Source organism: Gordonia sp. SID5947 (genome assembly GCF_009862785.1).
Lineage (GTDB): Bacteria > Actinomycetota > Actinomycetes > Mycobacteriales > Mycobacteriaceae > Gordonia.
Genome location: NZ_WWHU01000001.1, coordinates 3,455,713 through 3,477,759, shown reverse-complemented (window position 1 = coordinate 3,477,759; position 22,047 = coordinate 3,455,713). Strand labels below are relative to the sequence as shown.

At 66.0% G+C, this 22,047-nt stretch carries 17 protein-coding genes, 2 tRNA genes and 1 pseudogene; 10 read left to right on the top strand and 10 right to left on the bottom strand.

The features are described from left to right. The first annotated feature begins 146 nt into the window (after positions 1-146). The 6 genes and pseudogenes from GTV32_RS15950 (at position 147) to pknB (ending at position 8,404) form a co-directional block, all read left to right on the top strand. Complete coding sequence (locus GTV32_RS15950; protein WP_161061144.1) at positions 147-614, top strand: FHA domain-containing protein; 468 nt, start codon at positions 147-149, stop codon at positions 612-614. Then, a pseudogene (locus tag GTV32_RS15945) lies at positions 611-2,052 on the top strand (protein phosphatase 2C domain-containing protein). The gene GTV32_RS15950 and the pseudogene GTV32_RS15945 overlap by 4 nt, the downstream one beginning before the upstream one ends. Beyond that, on the top strand, positions 2,052-3,482 hold the full coding sequence (locus GTV32_RS15940) for an FtsW/RodA/SpoVE family cell cycle protein (RefSeq protein WP_161061143.1): 1,431 nt from the start codon (positions 2,052-2,054) through the stop codon (positions 3,480-3,482). Before GTV32_RS15945 ends, GTV32_RS15940 begins: the two are co-directional and overlap by 1 nt. Beyond that, positions 3,479-4,984: a penicillin-binding protein 2 gene (locus GTV32_RS15935; RefSeq protein WP_161061142.1), complete on the top strand. Its 1,506-nt coding sequence runs from the start codon at positions 3,479-3,481 to the stop codon at positions 4,982-4,984. Before GTV32_RS15940 ends, GTV32_RS15935 begins: the two co-directional genes overlap by 4 nt. Further along, positions 4,984-6,369, top strand: a complete 1,386-nt coding sequence (locus tag GTV32_RS15930) for a serine/threonine-protein kinase (RefSeq protein WP_161061141.1) — start codon at positions 4,984-4,986, stop codon at positions 6,367-6,369. The genes GTV32_RS15935 and GTV32_RS15930 overlap by 1 nt, the downstream gene beginning before the upstream one ends. Before the next feature lie 106 nt (positions 6,370-6,475). Next, on the top strand, positions 6,476-8,404 hold the full coding sequence (gene pknB / locus GTV32_RS15925; protein ID WP_161061140.1) for a Stk1 family PASTA domain-containing Ser/Thr kinase: 1,929 nt from the start codon (positions 6,476-6,478) through the stop codon (positions 8,402-8,404). Positions 8,405-8,522: 118 nt separating this feature from the next. Here pknB and GTV32_RS15920 read toward each other — a convergent pair whose 3' ends face one another. Continuing rightward, positions 8,523-9,206, bottom strand: a complete 684-nt coding sequence (locus tag GTV32_RS15920; RefSeq protein ID WP_161061139.1) for an aminodeoxychorismate/anthranilate synthase component II — start codon at positions 9,204-9,206, stop codon at positions 8,523-8,525. A 218-nt stretch (positions 9,207-9,424) separates the two neighbouring features. On the opposite strand from GTV32_RS15920, the gene crgA reads away from it, so the two are divergent. Both crgA and GTV32_RS15910 read left to right on the top strand, forming a co-directional pair. After that, entirely contained in the window at positions 9,425-9,715 is a 291-nt protein-coding gene (gene crgA, locus GTV32_RS15915; protein WP_124709472.1) for a cell division protein CrgA, read from the top strand. A gap of 92 nt (positions 9,716-9,807) precedes the next feature. Beyond that, a complete protein-coding gene (locus GTV32_RS15910; protein ID WP_161061138.1) occupies positions 9,808-10,311 on the top strand; it encodes a PH domain-containing protein in 504 nt (167 codons plus the stop codon). Between the two features lie 18 nt (positions 10,312-10,329). Here the strand turns inward: GTV32_RS15910 and GTV32_RS15905 are convergent, their stop codons facing one another. Together GTV32_RS15905 and GTV32_RS15900 are read right to left on the bottom strand one after the other, a co-directional pair. Next, positions 10,330-11,223, bottom strand: coding sequence for a rhomboid family intramembrane serine protease (locus tag GTV32_RS15905; RefSeq protein WP_161061137.1), 894 nt, complete (start codon positions 11,221-11,223; stop codon positions 10,330-10,332). 47 nt (positions 11,224-11,270) lie between these two features. Beyond that, positions 11,271-11,792 (bottom strand): peptidylprolyl isomerase, encoded by a 522-nt coding sequence (locus tag GTV32_RS15900; RefSeq protein WP_161061136.1) that lies wholly within the window; start codon positions 11,790-11,792, stop codon positions 11,271-11,273. 144 nt (positions 11,793-11,936) lie between these two features. On the opposite strand from GTV32_RS15900, the gene GTV32_RS23155 reads away from it, so the two are divergent. Together GTV32_RS23155 and GTV32_RS23885 are read left to right on the top strand one after the other, a co-directional pair. Then, positions 11,937-12,113: a hypothetical protein gene (locus GTV32_RS23155; RefSeq protein WP_202421815.1), complete on the top strand. Its 177-nt coding sequence runs from the start codon at positions 11,937-11,939 to the stop codon at positions 12,111-12,113. Positions 12,114-13,008: 895 nt separating this feature from the next. Then, positions 13,009-13,290 (top strand): DUF4190 domain-containing protein, encoded by a 282-nt coding sequence (locus GTV32_RS23885; protein WP_343287351.1) that lies wholly within the window; start codon positions 13,009-13,011, stop codon positions 13,288-13,290. A 1,456-nt stretch (positions 13,291-14,746) separates the two neighbouring features. Here the strand turns inward: GTV32_RS23885 and GTV32_RS15890 are convergent. From GTV32_RS15890 to gyrA, 7 genes are all read right to left on the bottom strand, one after another. After that, entirely contained in the window at positions 14,747-15,943 is a 1,197-nt protein-coding gene (locus GTV32_RS15890; RefSeq protein WP_237421559.1) for a hypothetical protein, read from the bottom strand. Between the two features lie 130 nt (positions 15,944-16,073). Continuing rightward, positions 16,074-16,928 carry a hypothetical protein gene (locus tag GTV32_RS15885; RefSeq protein WP_202421813.1) on the bottom strand — a complete coding sequence of 285 codons (855 nt, stop codon included), beginning with the start codon at positions 16,926-16,928 and terminating at the stop codon, positions 16,074-16,076. A 306-nt stretch (positions 16,929-17,234) separates the two neighbouring features. Further along, the gene (locus tag GTV32_RS15880; RefSeq protein WP_161061133.1) at positions 17,235-17,714 is read right to left on the bottom strand and encodes an enoyl-CoA hydratase; all 480 of its coding nucleotides are present in this window, start codon (positions 17,712-17,714) and stop codon (positions 17,235-17,237) included. Between the two features lie 243 nt (positions 17,715-17,957). Continuing rightward, positions 17,958-18,033, bottom strand: a tRNA-Ala gene (locus GTV32_RS15875). A gap of 60 nt (positions 18,034-18,093) precedes the next feature. Beyond that, a tRNA-Ile gene (locus GTV32_RS15870) sits at positions 18,094-18,167 on the bottom strand. A gap of 325 nt (positions 18,168-18,492) precedes the next feature. Continuing rightward, a complete protein-coding gene (locus tag GTV32_RS15865) occupies positions 18,493-19,467 on the bottom strand; it encodes a DUF3566 domain-containing protein (RefSeq protein ID WP_161061132.1) in 975 nt (324 codons plus the stop codon). Between the two features lie 60 nt (positions 19,468-19,527). After that, positions 19,528-22,032, bottom strand: a complete 2,505-nt coding sequence (gene gyrA, locus GTV32_RS15860; protein ID WP_161061131.1) for a DNA gyrase subunit A — start codon at positions 22,030-22,032, stop codon at positions 19,528-19,530. Positions 22,033-22,047: the final 15 nt, after the last annotated feature.

Sequence of the window (22,047 nt, the reverse complement as noted above, 5' to 3'; positions counted from 1 at the left end):
GCGCGTTGATACTGAACTGTCACATCTCGATGTCGGCGAAATCGGCGTCTGCCCATAAGATGCAGTCGGGTCCGTTTCAACGACAAGGCGCCCGGGGTGGAACGAGCGGGCCACGAGAGGCGATGGCGCTGGAGGTGAACACGTAAATGCAGGGCTTGGTGCTGCAGCTGACCCGGTTCGGGTTCCTGCTGCTGCTCTGGTTGTTCGTCTACGCCGTCATCCGGACTCTCCGGGCCGACATCGCCACCGCAGGTGGCTCCCGGTTGGCGCGCTATACGCGGGGAGACAAACGGGACCGGTCGGCGGCTCGGACCGCCAGGGGGTCGGCACGCTACCTCGTCGTCACACATGGTGCGCTGGCCAACACCCGCATCACCCTCGGCACGCAGCCGGTGCTGCTCGGCCGTGCCGACGACTCGACGTTGGTGCTGACGGATGACTACGCGTCGGAGCGGCATGCCCGGCTCTCACGGCGCGGCGACGACTGGTACGTCGAAGACCTCGGATCCACCAATGGCACGTATCTCGACCGATCCAAGGTGACAACTGCCGTCAAAGTCCCCATCAGCACACCGATTCGCATCGGCAAGACCGTGATCGAGTTGCGCCCGTGACACTCGTGCTGCGCTATATCGCGCGAAGCGACCGTGGGCTGGTCCGCTCGAACAACGAGGATTCCGTGTATGCGGGCGCGCGATTGCTCGCACTCGCCGACGGGATGGGCGGCCACGCGGCCGGTGAGGTCGCCAGCCAGTTGGTCATCCAGGCGCTGCGCAACCTCGACGACGACGAGCCGGGCGGCGATCTGCTCGCGCAACTCGACCGCGCCACGCACAGCGGCAACGCCGCCATCGCCGCCCAGGTGGACCACTCCCCCGAGCTCGAGGGCATGGGGACCACCCTCACGGCGATCCTGTTCGCGGGCAACCGTATCGGTCTCTGCCATATCGGTGACTCGCGCGGCTACCTGTACCGCGACGGCCAGCTGACCCAGATCACCCGCGACGACACATTCGTGCAAACCCTCGTCGAAGAGGGCCGCATCACGCCCGAGCAGGCCCACTCCCACCCGCAGCGTTCGCTGATCATGCGCGCGCTGACCGGCCAGGAGGTGGAGCCGACCCTGACCATCCGGGAGGCGCGCGCCGGCGATCGCTATCTGCTGTGCAGTGACGGTCTCTCGGATGTGGTGAGCGAGGAGACACTCGCCGACACCCTCGGGTCGATCGTCGACCACAAGGAATGTGCCGACCGGCTCATCGAACTCGCCCTGCGCGGTGGTGGGCCGGACAACGTGACGGTGATCGTCGCCGATGTCGTCGACACCGAATACGGGGATTCGCGACCCATCGTCGGCGGTGCCGCCGGCGTCGATGACGAGGGTTACACCCCCAATCCGGCGACGGCGGCCGGCCGTGCCGCGGCGTTGCGACCGCCACCGGCCGAACCACAGCGACCGACCATCATGGCCGACGACGAACCGCCGCCGCGCAATCGGCGTCACCGGTGGCTCCTCGCGGGCACGGCGATCGCGGTGATCGCACTCATCGTCGCCGGGTTCTTCGTCACCCGGGCGATGGTGCGCAACAACTATTACGTCGGCGCCGTCGAGGGCGACGTGATGGTCTTCCAGGGTTCGCCCGACAAAGTGCTGTTCCTCGACCTGAGTTCGACATCTCAGAGTGCCTGCGTGACCGGTCTCGACCAGACCGACCCGCAGATCGAGTTCGTCGACGACAACGCGTCGGACACCTGCACCCCATTGCAGGTCGCCGATCTCGCCGAACTCGACCGCAACGCGGTGGTCGGCAAATCGATTCGCAACATGCCGCTGGCCGACGCCGAAGAACGGGTGCGGCAGCTGAACTTCCTGCCACTGTGCCCGCGCCCGCCCCGGCGCCTGCCCCTGCCCCTGCCCCGGGGGCTCCGCCGACGCCGGCTCCTGCACCGTCCCCGCGCACCACGGCTCCGGCTCCGCCGACCACCGAGACGTCGACGCAGGTGCAGCCGCAATATGACAGCGACGGCAACAAGATCTGCCGGGGCCACTGATGAGCCAACCTGCAGCGTCCGTCCACGCCCCACCGCGCCAGCCACCCGAACAGACCGGTCGCACGGCGGAATTGGTGCTCCTCGGTTTTGCCATCGGTCTGGTGACGGTGGCGCTGCTCATCGTGCAAGCAGCCCAAGGGCAGAGTCTCACTTGGGATCTGGCGAAGTACGTGATCGCCTACGTCGTGTTGTTCGGCGCCGCGCATGTGGTGGTCCGGCGCTACGCGCCGCACGCCGACCCGTTGCTGTTGCCCGTGGTCGCCGTTCTCAACGGTCTCGGTTTGGTCCTCATCCACCGTCTTGATCTGGGTACGGGACGCAACGGTGAGACGGTCAATCCCACCGACGTCACCCACAATGCCGATCAGCAACTCGTCTGGGCGGCACTGGGCATCATCGCATTCTCGGCGATCCTCATCCTGGTGCGCGATCACCGGACACTGTCGCGGTACTCGTACACGCTCGGCCTGGGAGGCCTTGTCCTCCTGATCATCCCGGCCCTGCTGCCGTCGTCGATGTCGGAGATCAACGGTTCCAAGAACTGGATCATCCTGCCGTTCTTCTCGATCCAGCCCAGCGAGTTCGCCAAGATCCTCATCATCATCTTCACCGCAGCGTTCCTGGTGTCGAAACGTGATCTCTTCACCACCGCGGGAAAACACTTCCTGGGCATGGACTTCCCGCGGGCCCGCGACCTCGGTCCGCTGCTCGCGGCCTGGTTCGTCTCGATCGCGGTGCTCGCCTATTCGTCCGACCTGGGCAGCTCGTTGCTGATCTTCTCGACGATGCTGACGATGGTTTATGTCGCGACCGAACGCGCGAGCTGGCTGGTACTCGGCGTGACCCTGTTCGTCGTCGGTGCGCTGCTCGCCTATCAGCTCTTCGCCCACCTCCAGGTGCGTGTGGAGATCTGGCGGGATCCGTTCAGCGACTTCAACGGAGCGGGATACCAGATCGGTCAGAGTCTGTTCGGCCTCGCCACCGGCGGGTTGTTCGGCACCGGCCTGGGGTCTGGGCGACCGAACATCGTCCCGTTCGCCAACACCGACTTCATCATCGCCACCATCGGCGAGGAACTGGGATTGGTGGGCCTCGCGGCCGTCCTCATGCTGTACCTGATCTTCGTCCTGCGGGGCCTGCGCACCGGCATCGCGGTTCGGGACAGCTTCGGCAAACTGCTCGCCACCGGCCTCTCCTTCACCATCGCCGTGCAGGTGTTCGTCGTGGTCGGCGGTGTCACCAAGCTGATCCCGCTGACCGGTCTGACCACCCCGTTCCTCTCGTACGGCGGTTCGTCGCTGCTCGCCAACTACATCCTGGTGGCCCTGCTGATCCGGATCTCGAACGCGGCACGCGAGCCCGACCCCACACGTAAACGACCGCCGCCCAAGAGCATCGACTCGTTGCCGACACAGGCGGTGCGCCGATGAACAAACCCATCCAGCGGGTGTCCATGGCGGTGATCGTGATGGTCATCGCCTTGCTCGCCAACGCCACGTATGTGCAGGTGTTCAAGGCCGACAAGCTGCGGTCCGACCCGCGCAACAACCGTGTGCTGCTCGACGAGTACGCGCGGCAGCGGGGCGCGATCACCGCCGACGGCGGCTCCGTGGTCGCGGTGTCGGTACCCACCGACAGCAGGCTCAAGTTCCTGCGCACGTATCCGCCGAGTACCGCGACCGCCTTTGCGCCCGTCACCGGCTACTACTCGTTCCAGTACGGGAGTACCGGACTGGAGCTGTACCAGAACTCGATCCTGAACGGCAACGACGACCGCCTCTTCGGCCAGCGGTTCATGGACATGTTCTCCGGCCGGGATCCGCGGGGCGGCAACGTGGTGAGCACCATCGTCCCCCGGATGCAGCGTGCGGCCTTCGACGGCTTGCGCAACGGTTGTCAGGGCGGCTGCCGCGGTGCGGTGGTGGCCTTGCAGCCGAACACCGGCAAGATCCTGGCGATGGCGTCGACGCCGAGCTACGACCCGAACAAGTTGGCCAGCCACGATCAGGATGTGCGGGAGAAGAGCTGGGCGGCGTGGAATCAGCCCGGCGACATCGCCAATCCCATGCTCAACCGGGCGGTCAATCAGCTGTACCCGCCGGGGTCGACGTTCAAGGTGGTGACCACGGCCGCCGCGCTCCGCGACGGTGAGACCCCGGATGTCCGGCTCACGGCGGCGCCCTCGATCGTGCTGCCCGACACCAACACCTCGCTGACCAACTACGGCGGTGAGACCTGCCCGGGTTCGTCCGGCGGCACTGTATCGCTGCTCCAGGCGTTCAAGTACTCGTGCAATACGGCTTTCGTCGATCTGACGACGAACAAGATGAAGGATCCGATCACCGTGTTCCGTGAGACGGCGCAGCGCTTCGGCCTCGACGAAAAACAACCGGACACCCCGCTACCGGTGTCCCGGTCGACCGTCGGTGCCATCCCCGACCTCGCCGCACTCGGTCAGGCCTCGATCGGGCAGCGAGACGTCCGAGTGACGCCGATGCAGATGGCGATGGTGGCATCCACCGTCGCCAACGGCGGCGTCCGGATGCAGCCCTATCTGGTGGACAAATTGCAGGCGGCCGATCTGCGGACGTTGCAGACGACCCAACCGACGACCATCAACGAGCCGATCAGTTCAGATCAGGCCGCGACCCTGACGTCGCTGATGATCGAGTCGGAACGGAGTACACAGGGTGCCGGCGGTCCGGTCTCGATCGCGTCGAAGACGGGTACCGCCGAACACTCGGCGACCTCGGACGTCGAGTCGGAGACGCCTTACTCGTGGTACATCGCCTTCGGGCCGTCGTCCAATGCGCAGGTCGCGGTCGCGGTGGTGGTCGAGAACGGGGACCCGGGTCCCGCGTCGACAGGGGGTACGGTGGCGGCGCCGATCGGACGAGCAGTGATCAATGCGCTTGTGGGAGGTGCACGCTGATGACCCTGCAGAGCGGTACCACGATCGCCGACCGTTATCGGCTGATGCGACTCATCGCCACCGGTGGCATGGGCCAGGTCTGGGAGGCCCTCGACAGCCGGCTCAACCGGCGGGTCGCGGTCAAGGTTCTCAAGGCCGAGTACTCGAACGACCCCGAGTTCACGGCCCGATTCCGCACGGAAGCGCAGACCACAGCGAAACTCAACCACCCGGGGATCGCGAACGTCTTCGACTACGGCGAGACCCCCGACCGGGGTGGCGGCGATCCGCTGGCCTACCTGGTCATGGAACTCGTCGACGGCGAACCGTTGAACGCGGTGATCTCCCGAATGGGACGGCTGTCGCTGACCAACACCCTCGACATGCTCGAGCAGACCGGACGTGCGCTGCAGGCCGCGCACAGCCAGGGCCTGGTGCACCGGGACGTGAAGCCGGGCAACATCATGATCACGCCGACCGGTCAGGTCAAGATCACCGACTTCGGCATCGCCAAGGCGGTCGATTCGGCGCCCGTCACCCAAACCGGCATGGTGATGGGCACCGCACAGTACATCTCGCCTGAGCAGGCGACCGGCGACGAGGCGACCGCGGCGTCGGACGTCTACTCGCTCGGTGTGGTCGGGTACGAGGCGCTGACCGGTCGCCGGCCGTTCCTCGGCGACGGCGCGATCACCGTGGCGATGAAGCACATCCGGGAGACCCCGCCTCCCCTGCCGACGAGTGTGCCCGGCAACGTGCGCGATCTGATCGACACCACGCTGGCCAAGGATCCCCGTCAGCGGTACGCCAACGGCGGCGAGTTCGCGGCCGCGGTGGCCGCGGTACGCGCAGGTCACCGGCCTCCGCGTCCCGGCGCGATCGCCGGTGCCGCCGCGGCGGGTGCCGTGGGTGGCGCCGCCGCAGCAGCGGCCATGCATCCCAACACGCGGGCGATGGCCGATACCGCCGCGGCCCAGCCCGCGACCGCACGCACCACGAGCCGGCCGCCCAGTCGACCGGTACCCCCGGCCGACGACAACAGTTGGACCACGGGTCAGAAGGTGCTGGCCGGCGTCGCCGGGGCGCTGTTGATCGCTGCGCTCGCACTGCTCGGCTACTGGCTGTTGAACCTGGATTCGTCGGGCGCGGAGACTCCGGCACCGTCGTCGACGACGACGATCACCGAGACCACCACCGAGGCCCCGGAGACAACTCAGGAAGAAGCGCCGGTCCCGACGACCACGCGCGAACGACCGACGACCACGACGCGGACCACCACCGAGGAGACGACAACCCCGGAGGCGCCCACCACGACGACGGTTCCCGAGACCACCGACCCCGGTGCTCCCACCGCAGAGCGTCCGAAATTCCCGACGTTCACCATTCCTGGCTTCCCGGGTGGATGAGTTGACCGATAATGGATGAGGTGTCGTTTCGAAGCGCGGTCCGGGCATACCCGCCCGGTCACCGTCCGGACGATCGCGAGCAGCGAAAGATGGTGAGCGCAAGGTGATGTCGACACCGCACCATCTCTCCGATCGGTACGAACTGGGGGAGACTCTCGGGTTCGGCGGTATGTCGGAAGTCCATTTTGCCCGGGATCTCCGGCTTCACCGCGACGTCGCGGTCAAGGTGTTGCGCGCCGACCTGGCCCGTGACCCGACGTTCTATCTCCGTTTCCGCCGAGAGGCGCAGAACGCGGCGAAGCTGAACCACCCCACCATCGTGCAGGTGTTCGACACCGGGGAGGCCGAGACCGAGGACGGCCCCCTGCCGTTCATCGTGATGGAGTACGTCGACGGTGAGACCCTGCGAGACGTACTCCGGGCCAACGGCCAGGTCTCGCCGCGCCAGGCGATGACCTGGATGGCCGATGTGGCTGCCGCGATGGACTTCTCGCACCGCAACGGCATCGTGCACCGCGATATGAAGCCCGCCAACGTGATGATCGACAAGTCCGGCGCCGTGAAGGTGATGGACTTCGGCATCGCCCGCGCGATGAGCGACTCGACGTCGACGATGACGCAGACGTCGGCGGTCATGGGCACGGCGCAGTATCTGTCGCCGGAGCAGGCGCGCGGCATCAAGGTGGATCCGCGAAGCGACATCTACTCCATGGGCTGTGTCCTTTTCGAGTTGCTCACCGGTGAACCGCCGTTCACCGGTGACTCGCCCGTGGCGGTCGCGCACCAGCACGTGCACGAGGATCCGCCGTGGCCGTCGTCGATCCGTTCGGAGATCCCGCGCGAACTGGATTCCGTCGTGCTGAAGGCGATGAGCAAGAACCCGGCCAACCGCTATCAGTCGGCCGCCGATCTGCGATCCGACCTCATCAAGGTGCTCGCGGGCGGCAAGCCGTCGGCACCGATGTTGCTCTCCGACGAGGACCGCACCGAGTTCATGGACAGTGGACCGCGCCGCGCCCTGGCCGCCGAGGCCGGCGTCAGACGTGGCAGCGGGAACCATCGGCGCGATGACGCCGACGGAGTCGCCGACGACGAGGATCCGTCGCGGCGTCGTATCCGTGGTCCGGTGATCGGTGCCATCGCGGCTGTCGTCGTGCTGGTCGCCGGGTTGTTGCTGTGGTCGCCATGGAGTGCGGACTCTGCACGTCAGGTGCCGGTGCCCGCCGTCGCGGGCAAGTCGCTCACCGACGCGCGGGACAGCCTCGAAAGGGCCGGTTTCAAGGTCAAGCAGCTCGAGGAACCCAGTCTCGACGTGGCGAGCGGCTCGGCCACGCGGTCGGCACCGGCCCAAAACGTCCTGGCCACGCAGGGATCCGAGATCACCCTGTACATCTCGACCGGTCCGCAGCGTCACAAGATGCCCGACCTCCAGGGCCAGCCCCCGGACGAGGCCACCGAGGCCTTACGTGTCCTCGGCTTCTCGAACGTGAAGACCGATCGGGTCGATTCGAGCGTGGACCTGAAGGACAAGGTGGTCAGCACCACGCCGCCGATCGGTGCCGAGGCCCCGGTGAATGGTGCGGTGGTGGTGCATGTGGGCAACGGCCCGCGTGAGATCACCGTCCCCGACGTGACCGGGCAGACCGAAGATGCGGCACGCACCGTCCTGGAGCAGGTCAATCTGAAGGTGGTCTCGGTCGCAGGCGATTCGGAGCTGCCGGCCGGGCAGGTCGTGAGCAGTTCGCCGTCGGCGGGAACCACCGTGGAACAGGGCTCGACGGTCCAGATCGTCGTGTCGCGGGGCAACATGTTCGTGATGCCGAACCTGCGCGGACAGACTCCGGCACAGGCCCGGCAATCGCTCGCCGCGGCAGGCTGGTCGGACACGACGCTCACCAGGTCGACGCGGAACGTCCCGATCACCAGTCCCGACGACGGCAAGGTGGTCGGTCAGGAGCCCGACGCCGGGGCACGCGTCCGCAAGAACGGGTCTGTCTCCATCGTCGTCGGGCAAGGCAGTCTGCTACCCGGCTGACAGCCCCCGATCCCGAGGTTTCCCCGCTGCCCGAGACGCAAGCACGCCACCCCGCCCCCGAGATGCGAGCACGGCCACCCCGCCCCTGAGGTGCGAGCGAAGCGAGCCACGAAGGGCGTCAGCCGATGGCGTCGACCATCTCGGCCTCCAGAACCGCCACCCGCGATTCGTCGATGTCGATACCGCAGACCGCCAGCCAGTTCGCGAGCATCCGGTGACCGCCCTGCGTGAGGACACTCTCCGGGTGGAACTGCACGCCGTGGATGGGCAGTTCCCGATGGGCCATCGCCATCACGATGCCGGTCTCCGTACGTCCGGTGACGATCAGTTCGTCCGGGATGGTCTCGGGGAGGACGGTCAGCGAGTGGTAGCGCGTCGCGGTGAACGGATCCGGTAGTCCGGCGAGCACTCCCGCGTCGTCGTGGAACACCAGTGAGGTCTTGCCGTGGAGCAGTTCGGGCGCACGGTCGACAGTCCCACCGAACGCGGCGCCGATCGCCTGGTGACCGAGGCACACGCCCAGCAGCGGCAGCCCGGTGTCGCGTGCGACGCCGACCATCGGAATCGTCGCGCCCGCGCGCTGCGGCGTGCCCGGTCCCGGGCTGAGGAGCACACCGTCGAAACCCTCGACCGCGGCCGCCGGATCGGCGAGCTGCGGATCGTCGTTGCGCCACACCACGGCCTCGACGCCCAACTGTCCGAGATACTGGACGAGGTTGTAGACGAAGCTGTCGTAATTGTCGATGACCAGGATGCGGCCGGAGTCACTTCCGGCTCCCACGTGCGCGGACGGCTGATTCACCCCGTCAGGCTACCGCGGGCGGCCCGACGTGGGTCATCTGGTTTTCGATGACGGTCGACGCCGGAATCGCGACATTGTCGGGTCAGCTACCTGGTGCGATACCGTGGACACGGAACTCTTGCGAGAGCGACGGACCGCCGGAACCCGGTGCGGGCCATCTCCGGCACCGTCGCGCCGACCGACAGCCCGATGCGCTGTTCAGCACTACAAAGGAAGTCATGCCGAAGTCAAAAGTCCGGAAGAAGACCGACTACACCATCAACCCGGCCAGTCGTACGCCGGTCAAGGTGAAGGCCGGACCGTCGAGCAACATCTACGTGTGGATCATGCTCGGACTGATGCTGCTCGGGCTCGCCTGGCTCATCGTGTTCTATCTCGTCGCGACCCCGTCTGCTCTCGGCGCCGAGGGCAAGGCCCTGCATTGGATGTACAACCTCGGTCCCTGGAACTTCCTGATCGGATTCGCCCTGATGGTGGTGGGTCTGCTGATGACGATGCGGTGGCGCTGACCACCGGTGCTGCATCCGACTCACATGTGTGTAATTCATCCACACTGTGGAAATCACATGTGTGTAACTCATCCCCACTGTGAGTAAGTCCTGTGGATAACTCTGCCGGTCTGTCCACATACGAGTGGTCGACACCGCGCCCGGCGGCGTACACACTCGCCGCCGGCGGGCTGATCCTGCTGGTCGCGGCGATATTGACCGCCTCCGACCCAGTCGGTTTGGTCCTCATGGGATTCGCCGCGGTGCTCCTTCTGGCGTTCGCCGGATATGCCCTGTGGATACGTCCCCGGCTTGCCGTGAGCACTGTTGATCCACAGCCGACGATCACGTTTCGCACTCTCGGGGGCACCCACACCTATCCGCGGGATCGGATTGATCGGATCCGTCTGATCGACTTTCGGCGCATCGGCCGGCGGACCGGTCAGCTCGAGTTCGATGTGCTCCGCGACGATGCACCCTCGATGTCATCGAGCGACGGCTTGCGAGAGGACACCCGTCTCGTGGTGTTCAGCAGATGGGATCTCGGCGCAGATCTCGGCGACGTCGTCGACGCTCTCCGGCAAGCCGGTTTCGTCGTCGAGGATCAGCGTCGATAGAACGGGTCCGCGAGGTGGTCAGCCGACCACGACGTGTGTGCTGGCGTAGGTGATCCCGGCCCCGATGCCGATGGCGATGGCGAGCACGAGCAAGACCGCCACGCTTATCCAGCCGACCCGGCTCACCGACGCTGCGGTACGCCGTTGCGGCGAGAGCACCCATTGCGGCAGGAAGATGATGCCCGCGGTGGCAGCCGCACCGAAGACCAGGCCGCCCACATGGGCGAGCAGGGAGATCCCTGGGATCGTCACCGACAGGACCAGGTTCAGGACGATGATCGAGATCACCGGTACCGGTGAGACACGTGCTTTCAGCACGATGATCAGCACCGCGCCCATCAGACCGTAGATCGCGCCGGACGCACCGGCGTTGATGGCGACATCGCCGAACACCATGACGGCCGCGCTCCCGCCGAGCAGCGACGTCACGTAGACGGCCAAGTAGCGGGGGATCCCGATAGCCACCTCGAGGTCACGCCCGAGGATGTACAGCGAGATCATGTTCAGCGCGATGTGGGTGACCGAGAAATGCAGGAAACCTGCGGTGAGCAACCGCCAGTAGTCGCCACCGGCAACCCAGGGTTTCACCAGCGCCCAGTCGACGAACAGCTGCGACCGCACCATGTCGCCGCCCTTCGCCTGCATCAGGCAGATCGCGAAGACGACGAGGTTGACGGCGATCAGACCGTAGGTCGCGTACGGACGGGCGGCCACCATCGGCTTGGCCACCATCGGCCGGATGCCGCGGTCGCCGAACGTCGGCCGCGTCACCGACCGCTGGACGCCGTCGTTGCGGAGACAGTCGACACAGTGCTGGCCGACGGCCGCTGGGCGCAGACATTCCGGGCATGCGGGCCGCCCGCACCGGCTACAGGACAGGCCGGTCGGGCGGTCGGGATGCCGGACGCACACCGCCGGCTGACCGGCGGCGTACTGGGGTCCGGGGTGTTGCGGGCCGGTCAGTTGATTTCGATCTTCTGGATGACGACTTCGTCGAGCGGGCGATCGGAGCGGTCGGTCGCCGTGGTCGCGATGGCGTCGACAACCTGCTGCGATGCAGGATCGACGACCTCACCGAAGATGCTGTGCTTGCGGTTCAGGTGGGGGGTAGGGCCGACGGTGATGAAGAACTGAGAGCCGTTGGTCCCCGGTCCTGCGTTGGCCATGGCCAGCAGGTAGGGACGGTCGAACTGCAGTTCCGGGTGGAATTCATCGGCGAACTGGTAGCCGGGGCCTCCGCGGCCGGTGCCGGTCGGGTCGCCGCCCTGGATCATGAACCCCTCGATGACGCGGTGGAACACCGAGCCGTCGTAGAACGGGCCGCTGTCGCCGCCGGAGGCGTTGGGCCGGCTGTACCCCTGGGATCCGTCTGCGAGGCCGGTGAAGTTGGCCACCGTCTTGGGTGCGTGGTTCGGGAAGAGTTCGACAACGATGTCGCCGCGATTGGTGTGAAGGGTCGCGGTCTGCTTCTGAGTAGTCACATCTCCATCCAACCACTTGACGGCAAGTCTGCACTCTGCCGTCCGCGAACAATGTGGCGCCCGTCAATCGATCGGCGACAGCTCCAGCCTCGTCGGAGATGCCCGAGGTGACACGCGATCAGTCGGGCTGGCACGCTGGTGGGTATGCCGAACAAGTACGTGTGGGCCGTGGTGTCGGTCCTGGCCTCCCTGCTCGCGACCGCGGTCGCGGTGGTCATCGTCCGCAGGTCGCGTCGCGAACCCGCACCTGTGTCGGCGACGGTCCCACGGGTCGAGCAGCTCAATTCCACACCCGGAGACTCGACGACGGCGGCTTCATGAATTCCGCGTCGACCGGGCCACTGCGACGAACGACCCAGCGGTAGCGGCGCGGTCGCTCCGCCGAGACCGGTAATTTGTAATGGTGACCTCCGACGACAGTTCGCGTCCGCCCGCCGAGCCGGAACCCACGGACGGCGGGAAGAACGGCGACAGTGACGCCGCGACGCCGACCCCGCCGGTTTCTGCCCCGTGGGAGCGCCGTCCGACCGCACCGGTCACCGCGCCCGGCCCGGTACAGCCCGCATCCGGACCATCGCGTCAGGCTCCGTCCCCTCCCTCGCCGGGCCCGGGCGCCCCGCGTCCCCAGCAATCCGGGCCGCCGCCTGCCGGTGGGCCCGGCCCGAGGCCGCAAGGACGACGCGGGCCGGGCGGCCCCGCCCCGGTTCCACCAGGTGGACCGCCACCCGCAAACGCCCCGCGCGGAGGTGTCCCGCCGTGGACCAGTGGCCCGGGCGGCCCCCGCAATGCACCGCCACCGCGTCGCGGCGGCCCGCCGCCTCCCGGTTATCGGCCCCCCCAAGGCCAGCGACCACCTCCGCCAGGCCGTGGCGGTCCGACACCTCCTGCTGGTGGCCCACCACACGGCCCTGGGCCCGGCGGGCCGCCCCCGGGCAGTCCACCGCCTGGTGGTCCGCCACCCGGTGCCGCCCCGACGCGTGCCGCCTCCATCCCGGCTGCCGCCGCTTCCTCCGAGGCGACGACTCGCACGCCCGCCGCACCGCAGGGTGATGAGAAGACGACCGTCAACCGCCCCGGAGTCCCCCTTGGGCCATCCGAAGACTTCAGGCCCGCCAACCTGCCGCAGGACGCGAAAACCGAACAGAGCGAGTCCGCCAGGCCGCTCGCCTATTCGGCGTCGATCAACAAGCCTGTCGATGACGTTCCGGAGGAGACCGTGCCGCCACGCACCCGCACCGCTGCAGGTCAGTCCCCCCGTGCCGCTGCATCGAACCGTCCCACCAACCGAACGGCCATCTGGGCGTTGGTCTTGTCCATCCTCGGGATCACTGCGCCTGTCGGTCTCTATCTGGGGTACCGCTCACGCGCCAGCATCGCGCGTAGTCGCGAACTCGGTGAACCCTTTGCGCGCGTTGCCATCTGGATAGGATGGCTCTACATCGCCGTGTTTGTGCTGGCGCTGCTGATGTATTTCTGGATTGCGGGTCAGGGGTCGTAGCGCGGTTGTCCCTGAAACGCTCGTCGGCACAGTCGTAACCGAATTGAAAGGCCTGACGTGTTCCGTCATTCCTTGATCTTGTTGTGCAGTGCAGTTGCGCTGGTTGCTGTATCCGTCGTCGGTGCGGGGACCGCGGTCGCGGCACCACACCCAGCACCTCGGATCAGCCAATACAGCGAAGACATCTGGGCAGTGGGCGGGACCAGTGGCTGTCGTGGAGCCATCCACGTCAAGATTGAAGTTGACCCGAACCGCCCAGGCAACGCGTTTGTCTCCTACACCCCGCGTTCGTTCGTCGGCGATGATCCGGGTTGGCACCGAAACCCCGTCTGCAAGCTACGCGTCGGCGCCCGCATGGACATTGTTCGGGGCGAGGGTTGGTACCGGACTGTCGTCGCGGGTCCGCGTGGTGGGAAGCCTGTCAGGCTGACGCTTCACCCCGGTAGCGGAGTACACATGCTGGAGTTCTTTACTGAGGGAGTGCAATGGGGCACAAGGAATTTCGTTGTGATTCCCTGAATTTCAACGGCCCGTTCCATCGAGAATCACGCGGTGCAATCGGTGGCTGCCGGTGCGCCTCACACGCAGAGGGCTGCCGCTTCCTTATCTGAATCGACGCCCGACCAAGGCCGCGGGGTCTCGCTATCTCGCCGTCGACGTCGCGAGACTCCGGAACGCCTTCCATGTGCTCGGTGAAAACCTCTGCTGCGCATCCCTGTCGAGGGCTGTTCCCTCACCGAGCACGGGCTCGTAGTCCAGCCCGACAACGCCGGCCACTTTCCCTGAGATCACGTCAACCAGCATTTGGGTGAGCGCTTGGTGGTTCAGAGTCGGCACCTGGCAACAGATGACGACAACGGTGCGCGACAACACACCCGAGTGGTCCCATTCGGTGAATATTTCCCGTGCACGATTCAGGAGATCGGGTCTTGGGCCGACCACCAAAACCGGCGTGACATTGTGCAACTCGGGGTTCTCGAGCTCCGTCAGAACCGAGAGTGGTCGAGCTCCCGCGTCGACGACGGGCACCGCACCGAATCGCCAGCTGTGTAAGACCACATCGGTGACTGCAGCGTCAGGGGCCGGCAAGAGTCCTGTGCCTGTCCCAGTTCGTAGCAGCGCCTGATCTCCAGTGGCGCGAAGACGCTGGTGCAAGTCTCCGTCATTGCCGGCGGCGTCCACCCACCATGATGCGCCCCCTAGCGACGCGCCTGCGCGGTACTCGGCCAACAGGGCCGAGACGACGGAAACGCCCACGCCACCCGCCGTCCCGCACACGACCACGCTTCGTTCTGCGGTGTCCGGTGGATGAATCGGGCCGGACTGTCCCTGTGCATCCTCGCTCATCGTCACTCTCGAAATCGGTTGTGTCGGGTGATCCACAAACAGCCGGATCGCAGCTACGTCCCAGATTCCGGGACGCCGCGGCCAGTCTATTCGGAGCGCGTCGACGTGGTCAGCGCGCCGGTGCCGCTTCCTGCGGCCAGTTCACTTCGCCGCCGGGTACCGCCGACTTTATCTGTCCGCTGCGCTGCTTTGTCATGTCACGAGCAGAGTTCTCACCCTGCTTGGCCCCCCCACCCAGGACTCCATACGGTGCCAGCGCCTGGTCGACGCTCCAGTTCGCTCTCCAATTCCCGACCCCGAGGTTGACGTCACCGTGGTGGTTCACCACGTACTCGACGCTCGGAAGACCGGACTTCTTCGCGTCATCGGCTGACAGCTTGTACTCGAATTGGTTTGCACCCGGGTTCGGAAGAGGCTGGGCCTCCGGTGCATGCGGCTTTCCCTGCTTCCATGGCTCCTTCGGATGCGCGCCGGGGTCTCCAGCTCCTAGGGCGTAGGCGAGGGCTCCACCGGCAGTGCCACCGAGCGCGGCACCTAGAGCAGCACCAGCTCCGCCAGCGCCGACCGCGCCCACCGCAGCGCCAACACCAATGCCGATCAGCGCACCCGGACCAGCACCCGTGCCGCCTGCTGGCAGTGTCATGCCAAACCCGACTGCAGCCCCCACCCCGGCGCCGACCACCGCACCACCGACCGCACCCATCGCCGCCGCCGGAATACCCAGTGTGACCGCACCGGCGGTGCCCCCGGTCATCACACCGATGATGGTGGCGGCAGCCTGCCTCGTCGCCTCATCTTCGGGAACACCGACCGAGATCAAGCCTTGTGCGATCTTGGCCTCGCCATACGCTGACCACTCGTTGACCGATGTCACATCCCGCTGCGACATGCCCTTGGGGATGTCGGTGACAAAGTTGCCCACGCGAATCTTCTTGGGCGGCGGCGCAATCGGCCGCACCGGCTTGGCAAGACGCGGCGCCGTCAACGGCTGAGACGGCAGCGGTGTGTACGCGTTCTCGTACGTCGCACCGGAATCCGGTTCTGAGTACGACCGATACGGCGCCTCGCGCGGCGGGCTCGGAATCGAACCCGGCCCGGGGTTGTATGCCGGCTCGACCTGAGGTGTCGGTGTGGTGCCGCCCTGTTCAGGAGCTGGCGCGTCGGGAGTCGTGCCACCTTGTTGGGGCGCGGTATCGCTCGGGCTCGTCCCACCCTGTTCCGGAACCGCCTGGGCCAAGCCCGCACCCAGACCCGTCGCGATCGAGGCCGCCAGCGCTGCGGACGTCATCGTCATCCGGAGCGGCATGCGATGGTCCTCCGGGATGTGGCGGTGGCGAGCCCCGCGCCGGGGTGGGTGAGCCATGGTCGAGAACTTCCTTTCGTTGCCGATTCGCTCGGGAACCGGATAAGCCGGGGGCATCGTCAGAGATCTCTGATCACTCAACGGACTTGATCGATGCGATCCAGGTCTTCCCGCGAGCCTCGACGGTCTGGATTCTCTGCCGATAGACGATCGGGACGGCGCCCGATTCCGGTGGAATCTCCGTCAGGACCACGTCGTATGTGGTCTTCCCGCGCGCGGTGATAGACAGGCAGTACTGCGTGCCTGACGAGCGCTGATCGATATACCGCTGCATGACGTCCCGCGATGCCACGGCGTTGGGCGCGGCGACGGCGCGAGCGGCCGAGGCCGAACGTTCGACGTAGTAAGCATGGTTGAAGGCCTTGATCACGCCGGGGCCGGAATTCTGATCGCCGGCGTCGTTACCGGTCGTGACGCCACGTTCGGTTGTCGACGGGCACGCGGCACCCACGGCCGTCGACGCTGCTGCCGAGCTCGATGGCGCCGCCGCTTGATCAGTGGCCGGATCGTCGCCGCTCGTCGCTTTGCCAATCGCCAGCGCGGCCGCCACCCCGACCACCACGACCGCGGCGGCGGCGCCGACGATGGGGCCGCGGTGGTTGGTCCAGAAGCGCTTCGGGCCCTTATCCCCCTTCGGGGTGACCGTCCGGACTCGCATCTGCTCGAACAGGTCGTCGTCGGACAGCGGAGGACGCTCAGATGGTGCGACCTCGATGGGCTCGTCCGACTGCGGCAGCTCGTCACCGATTGATTCGAGGCGCGGCGCGGACGGCTCGGCGGGTGGGAAGCTCGCAGAGTCCGACCGGGGCGGAGCCGCGGTGACGAGTCTTGCGTCGGCAAGCGCTCGCGCCAGCTCGCGGGCTGGGGATTCACCGGTTGCGGGCCATGCGGGAATGTCGGCGAACCACTCCGGTCTACTTCCGGTCAACACAGCTGCCTCCCCTCCACTGGCCGTTTCGGGAAAACTCGACAGTGACCGGGCACGAGGCATCAGCATCGCTGATGGTGGACAGTTCCCCCTGCGTCGTCAACAAAGCCCCCGAAAACCTAAACGCACCCCGACATAAGCTCGCTGGCAGGATACCCGACCTGCTGTTCTCCAGCGTCGGTGTATCGCCGTCAGGATTGTTTCATGGGCGTGGCTGGCTGTCCGAACCTGGTCGCATGGGATTGAGCCACCCGTACGCTCAATTCATTCGTTTAGACGACGATTCGGAGCCGAGTAAGGCAGCATTCAGGGAACCAGGATCACCCAGCCAGTGCCATAAGATTGTGGCGACCGGACAGCGGTCCCACGAGCGTACGACGCAATGGTGAACTGAACTGGTCCGGAACCAGTGAAGATGTCCTTAACCACCCGCTCTCCACGCCGCGGACCAAACGTAGCCGGAATGAACGTCTGCTTGTAGAAGGCGTTGGCACTCAGGTGCGTTGTCATCAACAACACTCGGCACCTGGGATTCTTAGCCCATCCCTTGCCGTCTCCGGTGAAGCCAAAGGACGTCGCGGTCACCCTTGTGACGCCTCGCTTACCCTTCGGCGAGGTCAGCCCTATGTTCACGCTTCCGCGGCAGAAATCGTGATCGCCGAACATTCCGAAGTTGTCGCCATAGCCGACGCGCGGCAGTTGAGGCTGTGCAACAGCGGCCCCCGCACCTAGCAGCGTCATCGCACTAACGCTGACAACGAGCAACCAAATAGCGAACTTGCGCATCTAGACCTTCGCCCCCAAGTACGACGTCGACACCGACAACCCCCCTAACGTAGCCGATCTCCTGACGCACACCCCCTTGCAGGCGGCGTCGTCGCGAGAGTTGCATCGCAAACGCCCATAGGTCGTCGTCGACTTTTGGCACGCAGAGGACTTCTAACGAGAACCGAGGTGTCCATGAGGGACAGCTCACGCCGAGCCCAAAGGGCCCGAACGCTAACCAGATGAGATCAAGATAGGCCGAAATGGTGGAGCCTAGGAGATTCGAACTCCTGACATCTGCCTTGCAAAGGCAGCGCTCTACCAACTGAGCTAAGGCCCCGTGCCGGCCAGATGATGGCCGAACTGGGTGCGAATCGGGTGTGCGGAACACCTCTCGCAGTGGGCCTAGGAGGACTTGAACCTCCGACCTCTTCGTTATCAGCGAAGCGCTCTAACCGCCTGAGCTATAGGCCCTTGAACCGAGGTGTGAGATTACCCGACCGAAGCCCGAACATACAAAACGGGTGGTCGGGGGGCCTCGATTCGCGGCTCCTTCGTCGCCGCTATTCGGCCGACGGAACGGGACGCGACTGCGTCCGCCGCCACTCGGCCGACGGAAGGGGACACGGCCGCACTCACCGCCACTGGAACAGTGAAACGGGACGGGCTGCCCTCACCCACTCGAACAGCGGAAGGGGACACCACCGCCGCCACCACCATTCGGGAGGGACACGACCGCCGCCGCAACCACTCGGGCGGGACACGACGGTCGTTGCCCCTACTCGAGGCGGAAAGGACGTCAGTCCAGATCCGCGAGCGTCACCTCGGCGCCACCGATCATGTCGGCGCAGAGGTTGTAGATGTAGGCGCCGATGGTCGCGAGCGCGGTCAGCAGGATCGCGTTGATGGCACCCAGGAGCACCGCCCAACCGAACACCGAGCCTGCCCCGATGATGTCACCCTCGCTGCTGGATCCATCTGCGGTGACCAGCGTTCCGAACGAACTGTTGACCTGGTCCCACACCCCCATGCCGTCGAGGATCAGATAGAGCACGGCCACCGAGATCATCCAGATCAGGAAGCCGGCCACGGACAACACAGCGGCGATCTTGAAAGTCGCCCACGGGTCGATACGGCGGATCTGGACGGCCGCACGGAGCGGCCGGCCGCCGATCGACGTCGGCGCCGAGCGGGTGCTCGTCTGCTGCGTGCTGGACGTGCCGGACGGCGAGTTCACATGGTGGATGGCATCGAGGTTCGGCAGCTTCTCCCCGGGCAGTTCGTCGCGCTCGATGTGCCGAGTCGGTGACTCGACGAACTTCTCCGTCTCCTCGGTGGCGGTCGCAGTACTCCCCCGCGGCCCACTCGATTCACCGCGGAAGTTCGACGACGCCGAATCGCCACGGGGATCGTCGAGCTTGGTGATCGGGGCCTGCTGGCCTGCCATGCTGGCGGCCGCCGTGGCACTCACGATGCCCCGCGGTGGCGGACCCGGCTGATGTGCGGTGCCGTTGGACCCGTCGCCGTGCTGCGGTGATCCATTCGGCCCGGTCGGCGCCTGCCCGGCGGCGGTGCCGTTGGGGCCCCGCTGCCACGGCGGCACGAGACCTCCGGGACCGCTCGCCGGACCGTGAGCCGATCCATGCGAATTCGGTCCACTACCGGCTCCGGAAGCACCGGGCGCCTGTGCACCCGGACCAGAGGCCGCATGAGGACCGACATCCCCGTTTGTCGGCTTCTTGTCGTCCGGTGTGTTCGGTGAGCTCACTGGCATTTCCCTCATTCGGTGGTCGTATGACCCACACTAACTGCTACCGGTCGCCGAGCCCGGACGCTACTTGCCCGAACCCGCCGATCCATCGAGTTCTTCGTCCGGTTCGTCCGCGTTGCGGGCTATCGCGAGCAACGTGGTGCCCTCGCCCAGGTTCATCAGGCGCACACCCTTGGTCTGCCGACCAGCACGTCGGACCTGCTTGGCACCGGTCCGGATCACCCCTCCACCCGACGTGATCGCGTACAACTCCGAATCATCGTCGACTATCAACGCACCGACGATCTCGCCACGCCGACGGTCGTGCTGGATGGTCAACACGCCCTTGCCGCCGCGCCCCTGGACGGGGTAATCGTCCATCGCGGTCCGCTTCGCGTAGCCACCGGAGGTCGCGACCAGCAGGTAGGTGCCCTCGCGGACCACGTTGAGCGACAGGAGTTCGTCGTCGCCGTTGAAACGCATGCCCTGCACACCGGAGGTCTGTCGACCCATCGGCCGCAGTGCTTCGTCATCGGCGTGGAATCGGATCGACTGCCCCTTCTGCGACACCAGCAGCAGATCGTCATCGGCACTGCACAACTGCGCGCCGACGAGCTCGTCCTCACCGCGCAGATTGATGGCTGCGATGCCGCCTGAACGGTTCGAGTCGAAGTCTTCCAGCTTGGACTTCTTGACGAGCCCGTTGCGGGTGGCGAGCACCAGATACGGCGCATCCTGATAGGTCTTCAACTGAATGACCTGTGCGATCCGCTCCTCCGGCTGGAAGGCCAGCAAGTTGGCCACGTGCTGGCCACGAGCCGTGCGGTTCGCCTCGGGCAACTCGTACGCCTTGGCGCGGTACACGCGTCCCTTGGTGGTGAAGAACAGAATCCAGTCGTGTGTCGAGCTGACGAAGAAGTGCTTGACGATGTCGTCCTGCTTGAGGCCGGCACCTTGCACGCCCTTGCCGCCACGGCGCTGACTGCGATAGAGATCGGTCCTGGTCCGCTTGGCATAACCGGTCTCGGTGATCGTCACGACGACGTCTTCGCGTGCGATCAGATCCTCGTCGGAGACGTCACCGTCAGCGGCGATGATCTTGGTGCGACGCTCGTCGCCGTACTTCTCGACCACCTCGGCGAGCTCGTCGCGAACGATTGCCCGCTGCCGCTCCGGCTTGTCCAGGATGTCCTTGTAATCGGCGATCTCACGCTCGATCTCGGCGAGTTCGTCGACGATCTTCTGCCGCTCCAAGGCAGAGAGCCTGCGCAGCTGCATCGCGAGGATGGCATCTGCCTGGATCTCGTCGATCTCCAGCAGGTCCATCAGTCCGGTGCGCGCGGACTCGGTGTTGGCCGACGCACGGATCAATGCGATCACCTCGTCGAGCGCGTCGAGCGCTTTGACGAGACCACGCAGGATGTGGGCACGTTCTTCGGCCTTGCGCAGCAAGTACCGGGTCCGCCGCACGATCACGTCGATCTGGTGCGCCACGTAGTACCGGATCATCTGATCGAGACGCAGGGTCCGCGGCACACCGTCGACGATGGACAGCATGTTGACACCGAAGCTGGTCTGCAGCTGGCTGTGCTTGTACAGGTTGTTCAGGACGACCTTCGCCACGGCGTCGCGGCGCAACGTGACGACGATGCGCATACCCGCACGGTCCGAGGACTGATCCTCGATCCTGCTGATGCCCTTGAGCTTTCCTTCGTTGACCTGCTCGGCGATCGATTGGATCAGGTTGTCGGGGTTGACCTGGTACGGCAGCTCGGTGACGACGAGGGTCGTGGTGCCCTTGTTCTCCTCGATGTCGACGACGCTGCGCATCCGGACGCTGCCGCGCCCGGTGGTGTAGGCGTCCTTGATCCCCTGGCCGCCGACGATGAGTGCAGCGGTGGGGAAATCGGGGCCCTTGACGCAATCCATGCACGCGGCGAGCAAAGCCTCGTCGTCGGCGTCCGGATTGTCGAGGGCCCAGAAGACCGCGGCGGCAACCTCGTTCAGGTTGTGCGGCGGAATATTGGTCGCCATACCCACCGCGATACCGCCGGATCCGTTGATCAGCAGATTCGGGATACGCGACGGAAGAACAGTCGGCTCGTTGGTCTTGCCATCGTAGTTGGGCGTGAAATCGACTGTCTCCTTGTCGATATCGCGCAGCATCTCCATGGCCAGTGGCGTGAGACGGGCCTCGGTGTAACGCATGGCGGCCGCACCGTCGTTGCCACGGGATCCGAAGTTGCCCTGCCCGTCGATGAGCGGATAGCGCATCGACCACGGCTGCGCCAGGCGTACCAACGCGTCGTAGATGGCGCTATCACCGTGCGGGTGATAGTTACCCATCGTCTCCGCAACGGGTTTGGCCGATTTCACGTAACTACGATCGGGTCGGAAACCCGCGTCGAAGGACGCGTAGAGCAGTCGGCGGTGCACCGGCTTGAGTCCGTCGCGGACCTCCGGGAGTGCGCGACCCACGATCACGCTCATCGCGTAATCGATGTAGCTGTTCTGCATCTCCTGGCCGAGGTCGACCGGTTCGATCCGGTCGCCGGCCCCGTCGGCGGGTGGCAGCGTGGTGTCAGTCATGTCTTCGGTTTCCCT